20 protein-coding genes are annotated in these 18,922 nt (G+C 25.5%); 11 read left to right on the forward strand and 9 right to left on the reverse strand.

Going from position 1 to position 18,922, the window contains the following annotated elements; genetic code table 11:
* The first annotated feature begins 56 nt into the window (after positions 1-56).
* From BHAMNSH16_RS03850 to BHAMNSH16_RS03885, 8 genes are all read left to right on the forward strand, one after another.
* On the forward strand, positions 57-1,409 hold the full coding sequence (locus tag BHAMNSH16_RS03850; RefSeq protein ID WP_069731609.1) for a tetratricopeptide repeat protein: 1,353 nt from the start codon (positions 57-59) through the stop codon (positions 1,407-1,409).
* Positions 1,399-2,688 (forward strand): hypothetical protein, encoded by a 1,290-nt coding sequence (locus tag BHAMNSH16_RS03855; RefSeq protein ID WP_069731608.1) that lies wholly within the window; start codon positions 1,399-1,401, stop codon positions 2,686-2,688. Before BHAMNSH16_RS03850 ends, BHAMNSH16_RS03855 begins: the two co-directional genes overlap by 11 nt.
* Positions 2,689-2,822: 134 nt before the next feature.
* Positions 2,823-3,659 carry a hypothetical protein gene (locus BHAMNSH16_RS03860; protein WP_008732491.1) on the forward strand — a complete coding sequence of 279 codons (837 nt, stop codon included), beginning with the start codon at positions 2,823-2,825 and terminating at the stop codon, positions 3,657-3,659.
* A gap of 197 nt (positions 3,660-3,856) precedes the next feature.
* On the forward strand, positions 3,857-4,915 hold the full coding sequence (locus BHAMNSH16_RS03865; protein ID WP_069731607.1) for a hypothetical protein: 1,059 nt from the start codon (positions 3,857-3,859) through the stop codon (positions 4,913-4,915).
* A 72-nt stretch (positions 4,916-4,987) separates the two neighbouring features.
* Positions 4,988-5,770, forward strand: coding sequence for a diadenylate cyclase CdaA (gene cdaA, locus BHAMNSH16_RS03870; protein WP_008726839.1), 783 nt, complete (start codon positions 4,988-4,990; stop codon positions 5,768-5,770).
* Positions 5,767-6,783 (forward strand): CdaR family protein, encoded by a 1,017-nt coding sequence (locus tag BHAMNSH16_RS03875; RefSeq protein WP_069731606.1) that lies wholly within the window; start codon positions 5,767-5,769, stop codon positions 6,781-6,783. The genes cdaA and BHAMNSH16_RS03875 overlap by 4 nt, the downstream gene beginning before the upstream one ends.
* A gap of 16 nt (positions 6,784-6,799) precedes the next feature.
* Positions 6,800-7,162, forward strand: coding sequence for a NusG domain II-containing protein (locus BHAMNSH16_RS03880; RefSeq protein ID WP_069731605.1), 363 nt, complete (start codon positions 6,800-6,802; stop codon positions 7,160-7,162).
* A gap of 8 nt (positions 7,163-7,170) precedes the next feature.
* A complete protein-coding gene (locus BHAMNSH16_RS03885) occupies positions 7,171-7,704 on the forward strand; it encodes a Gx transporter family protein (protein ID WP_008731321.1) in 534 nt (177 codons plus the stop codon).
* A 50-nt stretch (positions 7,705-7,754) separates the two neighbouring features.
* Here BHAMNSH16_RS03885 and BHAMNSH16_RS03890 read toward each other — a convergent pair whose 3' ends face one another.
* From BHAMNSH16_RS03890 to BHAMNSH16_RS03900, 3 genes are read right to left on the reverse strand one after another with little or no spacing between them, the layout of a single operon-like run.
* Positions 7,755-8,600, reverse strand: a complete 846-nt coding sequence (locus BHAMNSH16_RS03890; RefSeq protein WP_008731323.1) for a hypothetical protein — start codon at positions 8,598-8,600, stop codon at positions 7,755-7,757.
* A 17-nt stretch (positions 8,601-8,617) separates the two neighbouring features.
* Positions 8,618-9,388: a hypothetical protein gene (locus BHAMNSH16_RS03895; protein WP_008731325.1), complete on the reverse strand. Its 771-nt coding sequence runs from the start codon at positions 9,386-9,388 to the stop codon at positions 8,618-8,620.
* Positions 9,389-9,423: 35 nt separating this feature from the next.
* Positions 9,424-10,206 (reverse strand): hypothetical protein, encoded by a 783-nt coding sequence (locus tag BHAMNSH16_RS03900; protein WP_008731327.1) that lies wholly within the window; start codon positions 10,204-10,206, stop codon positions 9,424-9,426.
* Between the two features lie 135 nt (positions 10,207-10,341).
* On the opposite strand from BHAMNSH16_RS03900, the gene BHAMNSH16_RS03905 reads away from it, so the two are divergent.
* Positions 10,342-11,286, forward strand: a complete 945-nt coding sequence (locus BHAMNSH16_RS03905) for an alpha/beta fold hydrolase (protein WP_069731604.1) — start codon at positions 10,342-10,344, stop codon at positions 11,284-11,286.
* Between the two features lie 94 nt (positions 11,287-11,380).
* Here the strand turns inward: BHAMNSH16_RS03905 and BHAMNSH16_RS03910 are convergent, their stop codons facing one another.
* Entirely contained in the window at positions 11,381-12,973 is a 1,593-nt protein-coding gene (locus BHAMNSH16_RS03910; RefSeq protein WP_069731614.1) for a tetratricopeptide repeat protein, read from the reverse strand.
* Positions 12,974-13,061: 88 nt separating this feature from the next.
* Positions 13,062-13,838: an ankyrin repeat domain-containing protein gene (locus tag BHAMNSH16_RS03915; protein WP_008732205.1), complete on the reverse strand. Its 777-nt coding sequence runs from the start codon at positions 13,836-13,838 to the stop codon at positions 13,062-13,064.
* A 117-nt stretch (positions 13,839-13,955) separates the two neighbouring features.
* On the opposite strand from BHAMNSH16_RS03915, the gene BHAMNSH16_RS03920 reads away from it, so the two are divergent.
* Positions 13,956-14,354 carry a hypothetical protein gene (locus BHAMNSH16_RS03920; protein WP_008732204.1) on the forward strand — a complete coding sequence of 133 codons (399 nt, stop codon included), beginning with the start codon at positions 13,956-13,958 and terminating at the stop codon, positions 14,352-14,354.
* On the opposite strand, the gene BHAMNSH16_RS03925 is transcribed toward BHAMNSH16_RS03920, so the two are convergent.
* The 4 genes from BHAMNSH16_RS03925 to BHAMNSH16_RS03940 form a co-directional block, all read right to left on the reverse strand.
* Positions 14,334-14,909, reverse strand: a complete 576-nt coding sequence (locus BHAMNSH16_RS03925) for an ankyrin repeat domain-containing protein (protein WP_008732203.1) — start codon at positions 14,907-14,909, stop codon at positions 14,334-14,336. The genes BHAMNSH16_RS03920 and BHAMNSH16_RS03925 overlap by 21 nt on opposite strands.
* A 25-nt stretch (positions 14,910-14,934) precedes the next feature.
* On the reverse strand, positions 14,935-15,642 hold the full coding sequence (locus BHAMNSH16_RS03930) for an ABC transporter permease (protein ID WP_008732202.1): 708 nt from the start codon (positions 15,640-15,642) through the stop codon (positions 14,935-14,937).
* Between the two features lie 25 nt (positions 15,643-15,667).
* Positions 15,668-16,666 (reverse strand): ABC transporter ATP-binding protein, encoded by a 999-nt coding sequence (locus BHAMNSH16_RS03935; protein ID WP_008732200.1) that lies wholly within the window; start codon positions 16,664-16,666, stop codon positions 15,668-15,670.
* Between the two features lie 221 nt (positions 16,667-16,887).
* Entirely contained in the window at positions 16,888-17,610 is a 723-nt protein-coding gene (locus BHAMNSH16_RS03940) for a HEAT repeat domain-containing protein (protein ID WP_008732196.1), read from the reverse strand.
* 266 nt (positions 17,611-17,876) lie between these two features.
* Between BHAMNSH16_RS03940 and dhaK the strand changes: the two genes are divergently transcribed.
* Positions 17,877-18,872, forward strand: a complete 996-nt coding sequence (gene dhaK / locus BHAMNSH16_RS03945) for a dihydroxyacetone kinase subunit DhaK (RefSeq protein ID WP_008732194.1) — start codon at positions 17,877-17,879, stop codon at positions 18,870-18,872.
* Positions 18,873-18,922: the final 50 nt, after the last annotated feature.

Raw genomic sequence — 18,922 nt, forward strand, 5'->3', positions numbered from 1 at the left:
AAATAGAAATATTCTATATTTTAAACTTACCCTAGAAAATATATTTGGGGTAATAAATGAATAAAAAAATAAAAGATATAATAATAAACATAAAAGAATCGTATAAAAATAATCTATATTTATTATCCGAAAAATTATTATCTGATATAGTAAAAGAAGATTTAAAATATTATAAATTATATGTTCTATTTGCCTATTTAATGCAGTTAGAAAACGATGAAGATAAATTAAAAATATCTATTGAATACTTTTCAAAAGCAATAAAATCAAATAAATATTATTTATTAGCATATTGCTATAGATATAAAACCTGTAAAAAATTATTAGAAATGTATAAATCAAAAAATAATGAATATACAAAAGAATTAGAACGATTAATGAAGCTGGATATAGAATATTTAAAAAATGTATCTAATAATTTTATAATAAAAAAACATATAAAAAATTTCATTAAAAATCCGCTATCCTATTATGATAAAGAGAAACTTATATTAAAAACTTCCTCTCAAATAAAAAACTATATAAAGTATTTTAATAGAGAAAAAGTGAAATATGATTATATAGACATAATGGAAAATTATAACTCTTTTATTAATAAAAATAATGATGATTATAAAGTCTATAATCTAAGAGGATTTTTGAAATATAATCTTAAGATATATGATGAAGCATTGGAAGATTTCAATAAATCAATCAGTATTAATTCAATACAGGCTGAAAGTTATTATAACAGAGCAAAACTTTATTATGCATTAAAAAATTATGAAGAAGCTTTAAAAGATTTCAGAAAGGCACAGAAAATATTTGTAAGAAATCAATTTGATTCGCCTTTAGATATAATAAAATGCGATCATTACATAGCTTGGTGCAATTATAATTTAGAGAGAGATGAAAAAATATTTTTGGATATTGAAGTGGATGATGATATTAATGATTTTTCTGAAGGCTACTACAATAGCGGCAAATTAAAATTTAATAAAAAAAATTATGAAGAAGCTTTAAAAATATTTTCTAAAGTGGATAAAAACAATAAAAATTATACCAAAGTAAAATATTATAAAAATGTATGCGAAAATAAAATTAATAACAATATCAATATTAATTTAATAATTAATACTTTAAGATTATCTGATATTTATAAATATGAAAATGATTTTCATATTGCAGGAAATTTATGCAATGAAGCTTTAGAATATATTGAATGTTTAAAAGAGAAAAATGATTTTTGGTATTTCTATCTTAAAGGAATTGCTGTATATGAATTATATGATATATCTTTTTGGGATTATAAATTAAAAGAAGAAGCATTGTATTATCTTAATAAAGCCAAAGATAATATTGAAAAAGAAAGCAAATATTACCAAAGAATAGAAGAAATAATAATGGGGATTATAGAATATGGTATTTGATATAAATACAAAAAATATAGAATTCAATTATAAAGATTCAAAAAAATGTATTTCTTCTTTGAATGAGATAATAAATGCTAGTAAAAATATTTATATAATTGAAAGCGTATCCGGAAGAGAAAAATACACTAATAAAGATTATAAAGTAAGAAAAGTAATCATAAAAAATAATGGTATATTTGATTATGACAGTTCTGAAAAGATAAAATATATAAATAAAAATGAGATAAACAGCATAATAAATAAATCATATACATATTTTTTAAGCAGAGATGCCTTTATAGAATATTACAATATATTGTATAATAATAAAATAGACAGCGAAGAATATATAAAAAGAATAAAAGAAAGAATAAAGCAAAGTCAATATATAAAATCAGTATTTCCTGCATATAAATTGAAAAGCGAAGAAAAAGGAAAAGAAGGTTATTTTTATTCTTTAGAAGAAATTGAGTTATTTGACATAATAGCAGAATATTTTGAACTTGAAAGGAGTAAATTAAAAGATATTTTATACAGCAAAGATAATAATTATTATAATATTATAAATGCCAAAATAAAATGCTTATATAACAATATTCAAAATTACAAATCAAAAGATAATGATAAAATGATATATTATGATTATAAATTATACTTCATACCTTTTTACATTTTTGACAATTTCAAACATAAGAAAATTACAGAAAATGAACATAATGAACTTTTAAAATCATACAAAAAACTTTATAAATCATTAAAAAAAGATACGAAAGAAAAAAAAGAATATTTATATATGGGATTCAAACTAGAAAACAAAGAAACATTTTATAAAAAAAATCTTATAAAAATATTTGAAGTATTTTCTTATGAAGATTATAAAAATGATGCATATCTGGAAAAATATATTGACTTAAATAAAAAATTAATTGAATATCAGACAGAACATAATAGATATATAAAGAATTATACGAATTTTTTCAATGATAAAATATTAATTTTTTTATACTTTACAGATAGGATTTCTAATGATGACTTTTTATTCTTCAAAAGAAATATAGAAGAATTAAAAAAAATCAATAGTGAAAATAATAATGAATACGAACCTATAAAGCTAACAAAAAAAGATGAAGATTCAATTTATAAAATAATAATAAAAAATAACTATCAAAAAACAGACATAGGATATATAGAGCTTTATAATTTCACAAAACATTATTACAAAAATTTTAAAGAACAATATACACGCCATATAGAATTAATTTTAAAATACAGCATATTCAAAAAAATTTTAAAATAATTTTTGAAGTATTTAAAAAACTTAATACTTCAAATGCAATTAACAAAATATAGTTTATATTAACCAAGCATAACTTATTAAAGGAAAATAATCTTTAATTGTTATAAATAAAAAATATTAATAAGGGGTTTTTTATGAAACACTTGAAAAAAATTATTTTCACAGCTGTATTAGCAGCAGCATTAAGCACATCGGCATTCGCAGCAAGCGGATTTGAGTTCATACTCAATGTACCGTTAGGAATGTCAATATCAATAGATAATTATTATTCCAGTCATATTTCATCTTCTGGGACAGTGAATCAATCAGCAAATGTACTTTATAAAACTCCGGCAGGATTAGGATTTGATACAGGAGTATCTGCTCAAGTAGGATATATGTGGCAGGTATTAAATAATTTCGGTATAAGCCTTTTAGGAGAAATAGGATACAGTTTTGATTCTAGTTTCGGACAATATAGTTTTGACCAAGCAAATGTAACTGACGGATTTAAAGTTCCAGGTGCTAAGGATGAAGACACTGCTAGTACGCTTGTTGGAAGATATCCTGATGGTTTTAAAATATCTACATACACACATAATTTAAAAATTGGTATATTACCTAAATTCAATATTAATGCATTTTCTATAGGTATAGGCGGCGGTATCATAGTTCCTATGGCTGTAAGCATGTATGGCGAACTTAATGGGGAAAGCGGAAAAATGGGCGGAGATAATGCTAAATATAAAATAGTAAATCCTGTAGGTTTTTATGGTAAAATAACTTTTGATTATTCAATATTCTTTACTGATAAAATAGCTATGAATATAGGTTTATATACAGGTGTTGATATGGTTTCAGGAACTGAAATAACTTTGGAGGAAGGAAGTATTGCTGGTCAAACTGTAAGAAGATATGACAGTTCAATGCTATTTACTTATGATATAGGATTACAAGTAGGTTTCAGATTCGGACCTAAAGCTTTTAATTAATTTTTGACATAAGCTGTTAAATTAAAACAATCAATATTATAAAAATCCTGTCTTATATTTTAAGTTGTAAGGCAGGTTTTTTATTATTTTTTATATAATAATTTATTATTTTTATATTTACAAATTAAATTTATCAATAAAAAAACCGAATTTGCTTTAATAAGAATATGAAATTTTAATAATTAAGGGTATTTATTATGAAAAAGATTTATATATTAATATTATTATTTATGATGACTATTAATATATATCCTAATATTTCAGACAATACTTATACGGATAAATACCTGCTTCTTACATTTAACGGAACTATAGATAACTCTCCTATAACTATGCATATAAAAATAAAAAATCCTGATTCTATTATAGAAGGGAAAATCAGCACAATAAAAGGGCATTATAAATATGTAAGCAATAATAATGCTATACAATTGGAAGGCAGTATTGATAAAAAAGGTATGACTATAAAGACTCCGAATAATGAAATTTTTGCTTTTACTTTTAATGAAAATCAATTATACGATATAATAAATTCAAAAAATGAAATATATGTTAATTTAAATGGTAAATGGAGAAATAATGATAAATCATCAGGATGCAGCATAAAAACTATCAAATTTATTCATTGTCTTTATGAAATATATATAGAAAAAGAGTATAAAGAAAATACCGGTTCTATAGGGGCAATATACATAGAAGATAAATCTTTGGCTATATATAAAGGCGAGTTAACAAATACAGCATTAAATGAATTAATCTCTGATATGAATGATAATCTCGATAAAAGCCTGCAAACATATAATGATGATAATTTGAATAATACTCAATTTGTATCTATTTCAGATTACTTTGATAATAATATATTTTCTATTATCAATTATTATGATGTATACTATTTGGAAAATGATATGATTTATAAATCTTCTGTAAGCATATTTGATATAGATTCATTGGTAAAAATAAATAATTATTTAGGAAATTTAGTATATGACACTGAAAAATTCAGAACTTTTTTAAAAAACAAGATAAAAGAACAAAATCCCAATTATGAGAATGATAATTTCAGAGAATATTTTGATGAATATATAACCTCTCTTAATTATGCTGAAATATATTTCAATACTGATGCTTCTATAACTATTCATTTCTTTTTTACAAGAGAAAAGATGGAATATAGCTTTATAAATATAAATATTGAGGAATTAAAACCTTATATAAAACCTGATAGTTTTTACAAGTATTTATTTTCTAATTAGATACTTATAAAATTTTTTATCATACTAATAAAATATTTACAAATTATATATTTGTGATATAATGAGAAAGCGATGCTTTATGTAATAAATAATTTTATATCAACTTCAAATTGGCGATATTTCTTTTATGGTCTGGATATAATATTGGTTGCTGTATTATTTTATATTATATATATGCTTATGTATAATACAAGGGCTTACAGTATAGCAATAGGCTTTATAATACTATTCTTTATAACCTTAATAGCAAAAGTATTCGGACTTTCTACATTATCTTGGATATTTGATCAATTCTTTCAAGTAGGACTTATAGCCATTGTAGTGATATTCCAAGCAGAAATAAAACATGCTTTAAGAATATTAGGCGGAAGAGCATTTTTAAAAAAGTCATTCAGATATGATGAAGATCAAATACAAAAAATATTGAGTGCCACATTCAATTTATCATATAAAGGATATGGTGCTTTAATAGTCTTTCAAAGAAATATATCTCTTCATTCTTTAGTTGATAGAGCGGTAAAGCTTAATGCGGACATATCCATAGAGCTTATTGAAGCTATATTTTTCAAGAATAATCCTATTCATGACGGTGCTGCCATAATAATGGAAAATAGAATAGCAGCTGCAAGTGCTTATCTTCCGCTTACAGAAATAGAGCCTCAAATAAAAAATAGAAGACTAGGAACTAGACATAGAGCAGCACTAGGTATTTCAGAACAAACAGATGCAGTGGTGGTTGTAGTTTCAGAGGAAACTCAATGCGTATCTATTGTTCATAATGGTATATTAGAATATAATTTAAATAGAGAAGAATTATATAAAAGGCTTGGGGAACTTTTAGAGATAAAAAAATGAAAAGTAAAAAAACATCGAATTTAAGTAAATTTAACTTTAAAAAAATATTAGCTCGTATAACTAATAGATTAGGTATTAAATTACTATGCCTTTTAATGTCATTTTTATTGTTCCTATTCGTGAGATATCAAAAAGAATATACTAAAGACTATGTTACAAAAATAGAAATAAAAAATACCCCTTCAAGATTATTAATAGAAAATGATGTACCTGAAAATATTACAATAACATTAAAAGGATTTAAAGATAATATTTATGAACTTCCTACAGAATTTAGTGCCTATATAGATCTTACAAATGCTGTTATAGGCAGCAATATGTATGAAGTCCTTTTAGAGGGTGATATAGATTACTCTAAAATGAATATTACAGTAAATCCTAGTCAAATACCTATAGTACTAGATGAACTATCATATAAAACAGTGCCTATAAAAGTACCTATAATAGGAAAAACTTCTTACGGACTTACAATTGATGATATAAAAGTAAATCCTTCCAACACTATAATATCAGGTCCCAAAACTTTAGTATCATCTATAGATGAAATTAACACTTATAATGTGGATATAACAGGTAAATATTTGGATTATTCTACAATATCGAGAATTAATTTACCTATAAACATAAAATCTGATGTTTCAAGAGTAAATGTTAGTATCATCTTTAATAGAAACCTTGAAAAAATAGAATTTAATAATATTGCAATTAAAATAGACAACCTAGACGGAAAATTTAAAATAAACAATGCTAATCCGCTTATAATAAATAAAATAAGTTTAGAAGCCAATAAAGTAATGCTGTCAAATTTATCACCTGATGACATTAAATTATATATAGATTTGCAAGAATTAACTAATGCAGGTATTTATTCAAATATATCAGTAGAAGCCAATATACCTGAACATACCAGACTCTTAAAAATAGAACCTTCATTTTTTGATATTGAAATAACAGAAAGAGATACTAATGAAAGTACAAATGAATATAATTTAAATAATGTATCTAATGAATAAGGTAAATTAGTAAATAATGAAAAGATTAAAATACGGCGATGTATTAATATTTTTATTTATAATTATTTTCTCATTTTTTTATGCTAAGAGCTTAATTTCAAATAAAAGCAGTAAAATAATAATAGATACTTATGAAAAATCTTTCAGATATGATTTAAATACCGACAGAGAAATCACTGTTAATGGTTTATTAGGCGAATCAAAAATCGTTATAAGCAATAGACAAATCATGTTTGAAAGCTCTCCATGCAGGGATAAACTATGCATTAAAGCAGGTGCACTAAAAAATTCACCTATAATATGTATGCCAAATGGTATATCTATAAGATTTGAAAAAAATATGGAGAACAATATAGAAATAGATTCCATAGTTCAATAGGATTATTTATGTTATTTTTAGAAAATATAAAATCTCATACAGGCAAAAGAAGAATATACGATATAATATTTTTTGCTTTTTTATCATCATTTATTGCCGCTGTTGAAAATATGTTTCCAAGACCTATACCATATTTCAGAATAGGATTTTCTTTTGTTATTGTGTTAATGGTTGTAGATGTATTTACTTTCAGAGAACTGCTGCTTCTTATATTTATAAAGAATGTTTCTGTTGCTTTGGCTTTTGCTTATATATTAACGCCTCCTTTTTATTTAGGATTATGCGGAGGTATAACATCAATTATAGTAATGAAACTAATGAGCTATTTTAAAAATATATTTTCTATATTCGGTGTGAGTTTAGCCGGTTCTTTAATAAGTAATTTATCTCAGGCTTTTTTATCAAAATATTTATTTAAATTGCCGGATATAAGATTTTTAATAGTACCTGTATTTATATTATCACTTATCACAGGAAGCATAGTCGGCATTATAACTATGATATTATGCAATGATAATTATAAAAAAGACTTCAATAATTAAAATAATTATCAAAGCCTTTTATATTTTTAGATTATAATTAATTAACTTTATTATTTTTGACTAGGATCAAAAACAGTATCTTCATTCAATAAATATTTATATTCTGTAAGATAATAAGCTATAAGCTCATTAACTTGTTTTTCATATTTATTTTTTAAACTTGGTTTAGTCCCATTTATTGCATCTTTCCATAATATTTGATTTAAAATGTCAGTTACTACCCCCTGAAGAGTATAAGGAACTTTATATTTCCCTACATGATGAAAACCTATATTATGCATATGTTCATGAAACATTAAACCTGCTGTATTAGCGTATGCCTGACTTTCCATATAAGTAGAATAGTTGCCAAATAAAGCAGAATCTATACTGCCCCAATTACCGCTGCTGAATCCTACCCATCTGCCTGTAGGTATTTGATTTTCAGGCTGAAGACCATGACGAAGATATCTTGATTTTCCCATTTCACCTGTACCAACCCCAGCTGCTGTATTCATTTTTCTATATACAAAATCATATTTAAGAGAACGAACAGTATCTATAACTTTTTGAGCATTATATTTTTCTCCTACTTTAAGTTCTTGTCCGTCATAGCTGTCATTTACAGAAGAACCCAATTCAGCATCCGCAGCCTTTATACGGCTTGCAAACTCATCAGTATTAACTGCCAATCTGATAAGAGCCATACATATTAACATATACTTTTTTTCATCAACTGTAATAGTTGTGTATTTTGATAATTCACTGGCTATCTCAAAACTTTCTATACCAACCTGCCAATATGGGTATTTTTTATCAATACTTTCTTTACTAAAATCATCAGGCTTTAATGCATTATTATTACATCCTAAAACAGCAAGCAGCAGCAAATTAAATACAAATAATTTTTTTACCATATTTTTCTCCTTATAAATTAATTATTAGGCAGTATTCTTATGCCAACTTGAAAACCTATATCAAAACTAGATATAGTTTGTTTTGTTATTTTAGCTATACTTTGATTATTTAATATAGTATTTTTAAAAGACATACCAAAATCTCCTCCTATATAACCACCCAATACTAATGCTAATTTCTTATCCGTATAAACTTCATAATCTACAGAAACTCTAAGATATGGTATTATAGGCACATCAAATACATTTTTTATCTGAAATGCATTATAATTTTCTATATTTCTATCAATATTCTTAGCATCATAATTTATATAAGATGACATAGCTCTGGCATATAGAGGCACTTTAATTCCTACATTCACTCCGAATGCAAATTTCTTCCAATTAAATTTAGGATATATACCAAAAGACATACTCTCAAACATATAAACATAACTATTTTCATTTTTTTTATCCCCACTCATACTATAAAATGAAAACTCATCATGATTATATCCTAATTCACCTAAAACACTTATACTAAAATCTTTATTTATATCAAATCTGTATCCTATATGAAATAAAAAACCTGCATCGAATCCCGCTGATGATTTTCTATTTACCTGTTTTACTGCTGATTCAAATTGAGTTTTCTGCTGTGATGTTGGATTTTTATTAGTTAAACTATACTGATTTATTCCAATACTTAAACCTAATGGAACAAATATTCCTAATTCTATACCGCTTTTAGCAAAAACAGTAAGGCAGCTTAAAAACATTATTATAAATATATTCAATACTTTTTTCATAATTTTCTCTTTATCAACTTTTTTAATACTTAATATTAATTCATAGGTCTTATTTTAACGCCTACTTGTATACCTAAATCTACACTTGATATATTTTCTATAGGGGCATCAATTTGATTATTGATTTTTGAGCCTTTTATCTGATATCTTAAAGCAAAGTCATAATCAATATATGCTCCTAAAACTATATCAAATTTCTTAGATGTATATACTGAATAATCTAAAGTTAATTTTAAATATGCTATTATATTTGAAGTAAAATAGTCTTTGTAATTTTTCATATCTATCATTTTTATAGTTTCAGCTGTATAATCTAATGTTTGATTATAGCCTGAATTATTGATTGTGCCGGATAAAAATATTTTCATTCCTACGCCTACACCAAAAGAAAATCTTTTATAATTAACTTTAGGTAAAATACCAATAACAAGGCTGTCAAAAGTATAGTAACGATAATTCTGCTGTTTAAGTGCCGGAACATCTGTTTTACTGTCTTTCAATCTGTAATTAAAAGTGTCTCTGCTGTATCCAAGCTCTCCCATAAAACTAAAACTAATTTCTTCATTTAATTCTAGTCTATAGCCTGCCTGAAATAAAGCACCCGCATCAAACCCAATATGAGAAGTCCTTGTATTATTTGTAACATAAGTATTGTATGTAGCTGCCTGCTGATTATTTAAACTTGATGGAGCTTTGTCATAATAATGAATACCTACATTAAAACCTATAGGAACAAAAACGCCAAGCTCTAATCCGCTTTTTGCAAATACCGAATAAGAAAGAACAAATAACACCGCTAATATTTTACATAATTTCATTGTAACCCTTAATTTTTATATTCTATTTTTATATAATAACACATGTTGTCATATTAATCAAACGGTATTATTATAAAATTAATTAGTTATTTTTATCATTGTAATAATAACTATTATTCTATATAATACTAAATTATGGATATATTTTTTGAAGAATATGTAAATATAAATGGTATAGAACAATATTTTATACATTACCCCAAAAAATCGGATACAACTTTATTGTTTTTGCATGGAGGTACTGGAGAAAGCGAAGCATATTTTCTATATGAAATGCATTCAAAAACTCAAAATTATAATTTAGTGTACTATGATCAAAGAGGTACAGGAAAAACTCAGGCAAGAAATAAATCAAAAGATAAAGATATAACTATAGATAAACTGCTTATAGATTTGAAAGAAACAATTAATTATATTAAATTAAGATATAATTCTAAATATACTATTTTGCTTGGGCATTCTTGGGGAAGTGTTTTAGGAATTGAATTCATAAAAAAATTTCCTAATTTAGTTTCTGCCTATATTGGTATGGGACAGCTTGTAAATTTTAAAATTGGAGAGAAAACCGGATTCGATTATTGTTATGATATTGTGCAAAAAAGCAATAATCAGAAATATATCAAAAAAATAGAAAAATTAAAAAATTATCCCTTTATTATTAATAAAAATAATGTATTTGAAATATTTAAAAATTTCAGAGAGATACAAGTAAAATATAAATTAGCCGGATATTATGAAGGCAATGATAAATTAAATAAAATAATTAAACAAAGTCCCATATACTCATTTAAAGATATATTTAATAATAATTCATTAATCTTAAATAAAAATCTTATATATTATATAATTGATTATGACACAAGTAAATTTACAAATTTCAGTATACCTATATTTTTTATATGCGGTGCTAATGATTGGCAGGTACCAACTGTTATTGTAAAAGAATACTATAAAACAATAACAGCCCCTGATAAAGATTTATTTATAGCAGAAAATGCAGGACATCTTCTCAATATAGAAAATACAAAAGATTATAACACTATAGTAGAAGGTATATGCAGCAGGGTAAACGGACATTAATCTTCCAAATTTCAAAGTCTATAGATTTTAAAGTTCCATATTGTGCATAATAGACAAAAATAATATTTGATTATTTATCTAAATTACAAAAAATTTATTTAGATATTGGCTCAGGAGAATAGCCTAATTTCCTTGATTCTTCAAAATAATACTTGCTTTTTTCAGTATATTCCTTCATCTTTTCAGCTGTAATAGTTGTAAGTTTTGCATATTCATCATAAACCAATGATAGATAATAATAACTTTCAGCTAAAACAGAATTTGATTTATTATTCTTAATAGATTTTAAAAAGCTATATTCAGATTCCTTTAAATCTTTTACCTGTTTTTCTAATTTGTATTTATAAAGTGATGTTATACCGCCATTATTCAAAAGATAAAAATTATCCTTTTCTAAAGTAAGTCCATGCTTTATATCTTTTTCAGCATTATCTAAACTTTCTATATCTTTATAAATTTTATAATCTGTCAAATAAAGCCATCCTCTGTTTATATATATAGAAGTATTATTATCATCTATAGTAAGAGCCTTATTATAATTATCTAAAGACATCTGAAAATATTTTTTATCATGAGTATTTTTATATTTTTCATTATAAAGATCTGAATATATAAGTAATGTGCTTAAATCATCTTTATCATTATTATCACTAACTATCCTATTATAATCATTTAAAGCTAAATTAAAGTAATTCTCATTAGATGTATAATGATATTTTTTAGTATAAAGAACTGCTCTGTCTTTCAAAGTGTCTGTGCTGCTATATTCATTAAAACTATTAATATCTATTATTTTATTATAATCTTTTAAAGCAGCATCAAAATATTTATCTTCAGAAGTTTCTTCATATTTTTTATTAAACAGCAATGCCCTGCTTTTCAATACAGCCGTATTATTATCATCAAAACTCAATATTTTCGTATATATGTTTATGGCATTATCATCATTTCCATTTTCAACCTCTCTTAAAGCCATAAGGGATAATTCATTTATATCTAAATTTTCATCATTCTTATTTTTCTTTATAACATTCCAAAATAAATTATCTCCATTCTTATTGTATTTATAATAATCATTTTTCAAAACTAATTTATCCCCATCATTATTTGTATCAATAATTTTTTGCCCATTATCTAAACCTATTGAATTAATAACACCTGATGCATCCAATTTATTAATACTTTCATCTTTTTTACCTTCGTTATTATCATTGTTGTCTTTATTAAAAAAACTAACATCTGAATCAGCATTTTCTAATGCTTCAGACTTATTCCCACTAAATAAAAACATAGAGGCAATAATAGTAAATACGGTGCCTGCAAATATAATAGCTATAGTTCTAGTATCTACATTTAATAGTCCGCTTCTATCTATAATTGAATTGAAACTATTAACATGGGGGGCAATATATTCTTTATATTTTATTTCTAGTAAATAATCTAAATTTTTCTTTATATTATTTCTATTTAGAATATCATTTTTATTGCTTAATTGAGTATTAGTCTGTATATTATTTTTATATGAATAGAATTTAGTATATGTGTTTGAACTATATATCCAATAGCATATTCCGGCAATCAATAAAATAAGGAACAATGTTGTTAACATAACAACATTTGAAGAAGATTTTTCTATTTCAGGTTCATAATTTTCTTCATTTTTTATAAAATTATGTTCTTCTTCCATTTCCATGCAAAAATCCCGATATTAAGTAAGATATTTATCGGATTGCATTTCATAAAAAGAAATAAATATGATAACTTAATCGTATTTTTTAAATGTTATTATTCTCGTAATATTCTCTAATCATATTAATAATTTTTTCATTACCTGTATCATAAGCATAATCTAAAGCCGTATTTGAATCATTATCTCCAATATTAATATTAGGATTATATTTAAGTAAAATATTAATTATATCAATATTTTCTCTTATAACAGCAAAAATCAATGCACTTTTACCATCATTACTAACAATATTAATATCAGCATTATTGTCTAATAAAATATTAACAGCATCTTCATAATAATTTATAACCGCCTGTATTAATGCAGTATATCCCATATTGTTTTGATGATTAATATCAATGTCAAACTCTAATATTTTTTTAACCATATCCGTATTCTTGGAAAAACAAGACTCTATCAATACATTGTTTCCGTCATTATTTACTTGATTAATATTAGAACCATTTTCTAATAAGACATTAAAAATATCATAATGTCCTCCGGCAGCTGCTGCCATAATAGCACTATATCCGAAATTATTAACTATATTTACATCAGCATTATTTTTTATAAGTAAATCAACTATATCATTAAATCCGTTAAAAGAAGCAATCATTAAAGGAGATATTTTATCAATGTCAAGTATATTGGTATCAATTCCATTATCTAATAACTCTTTTACTCCTTTATAATTATTCTGCTGAACATATATAAAAATTTTATCTTCATATCTATTGATATCATATTTATTGTCGCTTATTATATACTCTGAATATAAAAAACCATTAAATATGATAAATATTAAAATTAAATATTTTTGCATAATAATATCCGCAATAAATTTATAAATATATATAACGGATTATATAAAATTATGTTAAATATTTTTTATAATTGAAAAAATAATAACATGCTGTATAATAAAAATATGAATACAATTATGTTTGAAATAGTAATGTTTAGCCCAATACTAATCGCTCAAAGTTTAATAACATTATTATTATTTATTGTATTATACTATTTTATAAAAATGATAAATGTTTTTTTGATTAGATTCTTTCATATAGAAGAAAAACTATTAGATAAACTTCATATTATTTCATTCGTATCTATTAATATATTAATTAGTACTTATTTCATCATTAGGCTTTTATACAATGTAAATACTTATGGCACAGATTTAAATACATTTATAGATAAAGATAATCAAGTGTATCTTGGAAATGTAATATTTACTTTTATTTTTATATTAGAAAGTATAATTATTTCTAGTATTTGTGTTTTTAAAAATCATATAAATGAATATGTTTTAAAAAAATTATTTAGAAACAGTTTTTAAATACTCTGCTGCTTCTTTCTGCTCTTTACGAATAGCAAATTCTAAAGCTCTTTCACCGTCTTTATTTTTATGCTCTATATCTGCCCCATTTTCTATTAATAATTTCATTGTTTCTATATCATTTATACCAGCAGCAAACATTAATGGTGTTACAAGTTTGAAATTCTTAGCATTAACATCAGCACCCGCCTCAATCAATGCCCTTATTATATCATGCTCTTTTGTTAGAGAGGCATAAAGTAGAGCTGAAAATAAAGGTTTATCTCTTAAATTAACATCAGCCCCAGAATCTATTAAATACTCAGCTATTTTCACCTGTTTCTCAGCACATGCGAACATTAAAGCGGTTATTCCTGTTCTGCTTCTTGAATTTAAATTAGCACCTTCTTCTACTAAAAGTTTGGCTATATCAAAATAACCTTTCTTAGAACAAATCATAAGCAATGTAAATTTAGATTCTTCATCTCTGGCATCTGCCAAAGTATTATCAGACTCCAAACATTTTTTCACATTCTCTATATCATTATTTTTCACATACTCAACTATATCAGACATTTTGGTAAAGCCCTCTTAAATAAAATTACTGCCATTTATAAGATTCTACAAACATAGTAGATATTGATATACATGCAACAGCCCAAATTAAAAAGAATATAACATTCTGTATATCTATCATACCCTTAGTAAAATCAGAAAAGTATGTTGTTATAGAAATAGCATTCAATATCTTGCTTGCTCCTGTAAACATTTCACTAAGCCAATTTATTATATAGGCAAATATTCCCATAGAAACACCCAAAATAGCAGCTACTAACTGACTTTTAGATATACTTGTTGCAATAAGTCCAAGTCCAAGTATTGCAGTACCTAAAAGAAATAATCCCAAATATCCGCTGAATATTACTCCAATATCAGGCTTGCCAAATACCATAAGAAGTATAGGATAAACAAAAGTCATCACAAGAAGTGAAGCATATACAACCAATACAGATAAATATTTTCCTAAAACATATTGTAATGAAGTGATTGGTGCTGTCATTATAAGTTCAAAAGTTCCGGAAGCCCTTTCCTCTGCTATAAGTTTCATACAAAGAATAGAAAGGAATAATATTGTAAAAAATCCAATATTATACATAGTATTTTCCATAACGGCAAGTCTGCTATAATAGATTTCTATAGTAAAAAAGTATCCTGTCAAAGCAAGATATATAAATCCTAATATATAATATAATGGCGATACATAAAAAGATTGAATTTCTCTTGAAAATACAACATATATATTTCTCATTTATCTTAACCTCTTAATTAATTATTTATTCTTTATTATTTTCTGCATTCAATACAGCATCTCTGATATATTTAGATTTATCAAAATCCTCATTTTTCTTCTTATCTGTAAAGTAAATGAATACTTCTTCTAACGATCTTTCTTTAGCCCTTATCTCCAGAACATCAAAATTATTATTAACTAAATGCTTAACTATTTGTGCCCTAGAATCATTACCTCTCTCGCATTCAATAAGAATATCCCCATAAGAATTAGCTTCTGCCTGAATAACTCCATTAACTTCCCTAACACATAAAAGAGCATCATTATATCTGTCAGCTACTTTAAGTTCTATATTACCTCCTAATATTTCTCTATCCATAGCCATTTTTAAACCTTCTATTGTGTCTTCAGCAATCAGCTCTCCGCTGTCTATAATTAAAGCCCTTTCACAAGTATCTTCAACTTCGCTTAATATATGAGTAGAAAGTATAACAGTTCTTGTTCCGCCTAAACTTTTTATTAAAGACCTAACTTCTATTAATTGATTAGGGTCTAAACCGCTTGTAGGTTCATCTAATATCAAAACTTCAGGATCATGTATTATTGCCTGTGCTATTCCTGTACGCTGCTTATAACCTTTTGATAAATGCCCTATTATTCTATTTCTGTATTTTGTGAGTCCTGTTATTTCTATAGTATTTTCCAAAGCAGTTTTTATATGTTTTCTTGGTATGCCTTTAAGTTTTGCACAAAATCTAAGATAATCTATAACTGTCATTTCAGTATATAGAGAAACATTTTCAGGCATATACCCTATTCTTTTTTTAATTTCTATAGGATTGTCGTAAACCTCATAATCATCTAAATAAACATATCCGCTTGTAGCAGGAAGATAACCTGTAATTATACGCATCATGGTGCTTTTGCCAGCTCCATTCGGACCTAAAAAACCTACTATTTCTCCCTTGTTTATAGTGTAGGATACTCTTTTTAATGCTATATGTTCTCCATAATACTTAACTATATTATCAACTTTGATCATTAAAAATCCTTTAAATATTAATTACAACAAAAGAATGTTATATTCTACAGTAAAATTATAATTTATCAATATATATTTTAATTATATATTATCGCAAAATAATATTTTTTCAGTAATAAAAAATTATCATCAATACTTAAAAATTATATAAATAAAAAAGCCTGCCTACTTAGACAGACTTTTTTTATTCTAAATTAAATTAATGTTTTTATTAACTAATATTACTGAGCTGCAGTATCAGTAGTAGTAGTTGTATTGTTATTTCCGCTATCTGATGAAGGTTTAATATTTTTTATAGCATCAACAGCAGCTTGTCTAACAACTACAAAGTATTGATCATTTTGAGCTAAATCTATTAAATCACTTAAAGCAGCCTGATCACCTATTTTACCTAAAGCAACAGCAACTTCATAAACTATAGCCTGAGTTTTAGCTAATCTTAATTGGAAAAGCAAAGCAGCTACACCTTTAGGACTTCCTATTTCGCCTAATGCCTGAGCAGCAGCTATAATATTAGAAGTTTCTTGTTCAGAATATAACATTTGTGATATATATTCTACAGAAGTTTCTGACTTAGCAGCTTTAGCAGCCTGTAAAGCCTGATAACGAACCATAGAATCAGAATTTTGACTGCTAGGTGCATTTAAACCATAGCTTACATATCTGTTAATTGCTTCTAATAGAGTTTCAGAACTAGCACCTTTTTCACTTAAAGCTTTGAAGCACATAGCTTTAACTTGAGGACTGCCGCCTTCTATAGCTGATATTAAAAGTTTTTCATCTTGAGCAGCCAATGCATCCACAAAATTTTGAGCTAATTGTTCTCTTGGCTTATTGCCTGTAGTTTCTGTATCGGCAGTAGTTGTGGCAGCAGTATCTTGAGCAAAAACAGATGATAAAGAAAATGCAAACATTAATGTTACGATAAATATTTTCTTGAGCATTATACAACCCCTTAATATATTAACTTCTATTAATAATACTATTATTATTCAATAATTGCAAGCAAATTTAAAAAATTTATAAAAAAATAATCATATATAAAAATACTGTATTTCTCATATATACTAAATTTTTATTAACGGATAATTTTTAAATTAATTATTAATAAATTCTATATATCTATTGCAAAAAGATGTATGTGTTTTATAATATAAATATATTAAGTAACATAATATATACAAAATAAAAAAATATAGGAGCGGGAATTATGAAAAAAATAATTAATGATATAAATAATATAATATTAGAGGAACTTCAAGGCATGGAAAAAGCATATTCTAATATTTTAAAAGTTAATTATGATCCTATATATGTAATAAGAGCCAATAAAAATAGTAAAGTATCGCTAATTTCAGGAGGAGGTTCAGGGCATGAACCTTTACATGCCGGATTTGTAGGATATGGTATGCTTGATGCAGCTTGTCCGGGTGAGATATTTACTTCACCTACTCCGGATCAAATGGAAGAAGCTGCAAAATCAATAAATAATGATAAAGGAATCGTATTTCTAGTAAAAAATTATACCGGAGATGTTATGAATTTTCAAATGGCTGAAGAATTATGTAAAGCTGAAGGTATTGATGTTAGAAGTATTATTATAGATGATGATGTATCTGTAAAAGACAGTTTATACACCACAGGAAGAAGAGGAGTCGGAGCTACTGTATTTTTTGAAAAGATATGCGGAGCTTCTGCTGAGAGAGGCGATGATATAAATAAAGTTTTGGAATATGCAAATTATTGTAAAGAAAATGCCAGATCTATGGGCATGGCTTTAACTTCATGCATAGTTCCGGCAGTCGGAAAACCTACATTTGATATATCTGATAATGAAATGGAAATGGGTATAGGAATACATGGAGAACCGGGAAGAGAAAGGACAAAACTGAAAACATCTTCTGAAATAGCAGAAATAATGATGGAGGCTATATGCTCTGATATACCGTATAAAAATGGAGATGAAGTTATATGTATGGTTAATGGTATGGGGGCTACTCCTCTAATGGAACTTTACATATTGTACAATGATGCTGTTAAAATAGCTGAAAGAAAAGGAATAAAAATAGTAAGAAACTTAATAGGTAATTATGTTACTTCTATAGATATGGCAGGTGCTTCTATTAGTTTAATGAAAATTAATGATGATATATTAAAACTTTGGGATTATCCCGTACATACAGCTGCTTTAAGATGGGGGATATAATAGCAGACAAATCAATTCATGAAGTTATAAGCTGATTGTTTGTCAAATGA

The sequence above is a fragment of the Brachyspira hampsonii genome (assembly GCF_002214805.1).
In the GTDB taxonomy this organism is placed as follows: Bacteria; Spirochaetota; Brachyspiria; order Brachyspirales; family Brachyspiraceae; genus Brachyspira; species Brachyspira hampsonii.